This is a genomic window from Sphaerospermopsis reniformis, assembly GCF_005402885.1.
GTDB classification, from domain to species: Bacteria; Cyanobacteriota; Cyanobacteriia; order Cyanobacteriales; family Nostocaceae; genus Sphaerospermopsis; species Sphaerospermopsis kisseleviana.
In genome coordinates, this window is sequence record NZ_BJCE01000443.1 from 1 (window position 1) to 2,150 (window position 2,150).

A 2,150-nucleotide genomic window follows, 5' to 3' on the forward strand; every position below is an offset into this window, starting at 1 on the left:
CACCATGTGTCGTTCTGCAACCGAGTGCTCGCGTTCCCATTCTCGAATCCCTCCTCCTGCGGCGACTTCCCCCGTTTTCAAGCTCCCATGCACCAAGCCGCGCTCCCTAGTTCCCGTTCCCGAGTCCCCGTTCGCCACTCCCCACTCCCCACTCCCCATTCCCCAGTCCCCAGTCACCAGTCCCCAGTCCCCAGTCCCCAGTCCCCAGTCCCCAGTCCCCAGTCCCCAGTCCCCAGTCCCCTATGATGGCGATCGCAAATGACATAATTGCGAGAAACTAAAAACAGCTATCGAAAAAGAAAAAAAACGGAGAACACAATGGCCTGGACAAAAATTCTCGAAGTTAACGCCCTATCCCCTGGGGCGCGAGAAGTGGTAAAAGTAGGAAACAGAAATATTTTAGTGTTAAACCACGAAAATCAGCTTTATGCCGTGGAAAATAGCTGTCCTCACCTCAAATTACCTATGAAATCCGGTAAAATTCAAGACGGAGCTATTGTTTGTTCTTTCCATCGTAGTGCCTTTGACCTAAATACTGGAGAAGTAAAAACTTGGTGTCCTTGGCCACCCGGAGTTGGTAAATTACTATCAATGGTATCCGCAGCCAAAACCCTGCCAGTATTTCCTCTCCGTGTGGAAGATGGCAATATTTTGATTGACTTACCAGAATAAAATCGTAGGGGCGAAGCATTCGGGCAACAAATTATCAATTTTATGAATAGTCTATTTTCCTGTAAGGGCGAAGCATTCGGGCAACTAATTATCAATTTTTATCACAGGTTATTTTCCGAATGCTTCGCCCCTACTTCGCCCGTACAGGAGTCAGGAGTCAGAATTAATTTTTCTCCCTATCTCCCCACCTCCTGACCTCCCCAGTTGTAGGGGCGAAGCATTTGGGCGATAATTTGACGGAAAAATCAGACATCTAGATATCCCATAAGCTTCGACCAGCCCCCATAAATAAGTTCCATAATTTCTTTTCTGGACAAGTCTAATATGAATTACTACGTGATTTATGATGGCAATTGCAATCTCTGTGTTACTTTAGTGCAATTATTAGAAAATCTAGACCAAGGAAAGCTGTTTCGCTACATCCCCATGCAAGATGAAAAGGTATTATCCCAATGGGGAATTACTGCCCAAGATTGTGAACAGGGTATGATTTTAATAGATGCTCAAAGTCCATCAAAACGTTGGCAAGGTAGCAATGCAGCGGAAGAAATTGGGCGACTATTACCGCTAGGTAGTGTATTTGTGGAAGCTTATCGCGCCTTACCGGGTATGAAATGGGCAGGAGATAGATTTTATGAACAAATCAGAGATAATCGCTATACCGTGTTTGGTAAACGTGCGAATACTTATCAATCAGCATATTGCATAGATGATGATTGCAGAATAGGTAATGGGTAATTAGACCTAGCAGTGAAAATTATCGTAGGGACAATTCATGAATTGTCCCTACATTAAACAACTGCCTCCTGGGGCAACCACGGGGGGTTTGCCCCTACCCCTTAGCCCTGAGATTTTGATAACTGGCAACTTAAATTATTATAAGATGGACGGATTGTTACCAAAATGGGGCTATTATGGCTCGCTATACCTGTTCTTTTCTCGTTTCTGTTGCCAGCGACTATCTACAACCATTGCTGATAGAGCTACTACAGTATTGTGATTTGGAAATTCAATACTACACACCAGATTACATTATGGCTCGTGAAATTCCCGGAAATGTATCATTTTCCAAGTTAGTGATAGTGGAAGTATTGATTGATAAATCCACTGCTACGGACGAGGAAACCCGCATGAATATTGTGATCAAAAATGAGGAACTACCACTTAGATTGGACAATCATTGCCGACAAGTCTTTGATTTTGTCCGACAGCAGATTGAACATAGTCGCAATTGGCACTTAATAGAAAGTATATCTGGTTAACCGTCTCCCGACTGTAAAAACAAGCAATAGCGAAATTTTTATTAAAAGTCGGGAGATATTTATATTGTAAATATGCCATAATTTTATGAATTAATTAGGGGTTGCTGAGAAAGTCTTTCCGTGAGGGCATAGGAGTCAGGAGTCAGGAGTCAGGAGTCAGGAGGAGATTTGAAAATTTCTTTGCCATCTCTTGAAATCCCAAAAAATGCACACTTT

3 protein-coding genes and 1 pseudogene are annotated in these 2,150 nt (G+C 43.1%); all 4 read left to right on the plus strand.

What is annotated here, in order from left to right; translation table 11 throughout:
• Positions 1-262, plus strand: a pseudogene (locus tag FFR48_RS29820) (hypothetical protein); the annotation flags it as partial.
• Between the two features lie 56 nt (positions 263-318).
• Positions 319-672, plus strand: a complete 354-nt coding sequence (locus FFR48_RS27450) for a Rieske (2Fe-2S) protein (protein ID WP_096572705.1) — start codon at positions 319-321, stop codon at positions 670-672.
• 324 nt (positions 673-996) lie between these two features.
• Positions 997-1,410 (plus strand): thiol-disulfide oxidoreductase DCC family protein, encoded by a 414-nt coding sequence (locus FFR48_RS27455; RefSeq protein WP_096568648.1) that lies wholly within the window; start codon positions 997-999, stop codon positions 1,408-1,410.
• Positions 1,411-1,586: 176 nt separating this feature from the next.
• Complete coding sequence (locus tag FFR48_RS27460) at positions 1,587-1,934, plus strand: hypothetical protein (RefSeq protein WP_137669534.1); 348 nt, start codon at positions 1,587-1,589, stop codon at positions 1,932-1,934.
• The last annotated feature ends 216 nt before the right edge of the window (positions 1,935-2,150 follow it).

Coding starts and splice junctions, on each gene's coding strand:
- FFR48_RS27450 (WP_096572705.1), top strand. CDS start 319: ATGGCCTGGACAAAAATTCTCGAAGTTAACGCCCTATCCCCTGGGGCG.
- FFR48_RS27460 (WP_137669534.1), top strand. CDS start 1,587: ATGGCTCGCTATACCTGTTCTTTTCTCGTTTCTGTTGCCAGCGACTAT.
- FFR48_RS27455 (WP_096568648.1), top strand. CDS start 997: ATGAATTACTACGTGATTTATGATGGCAATTGCAATCTCTGTGTTACT.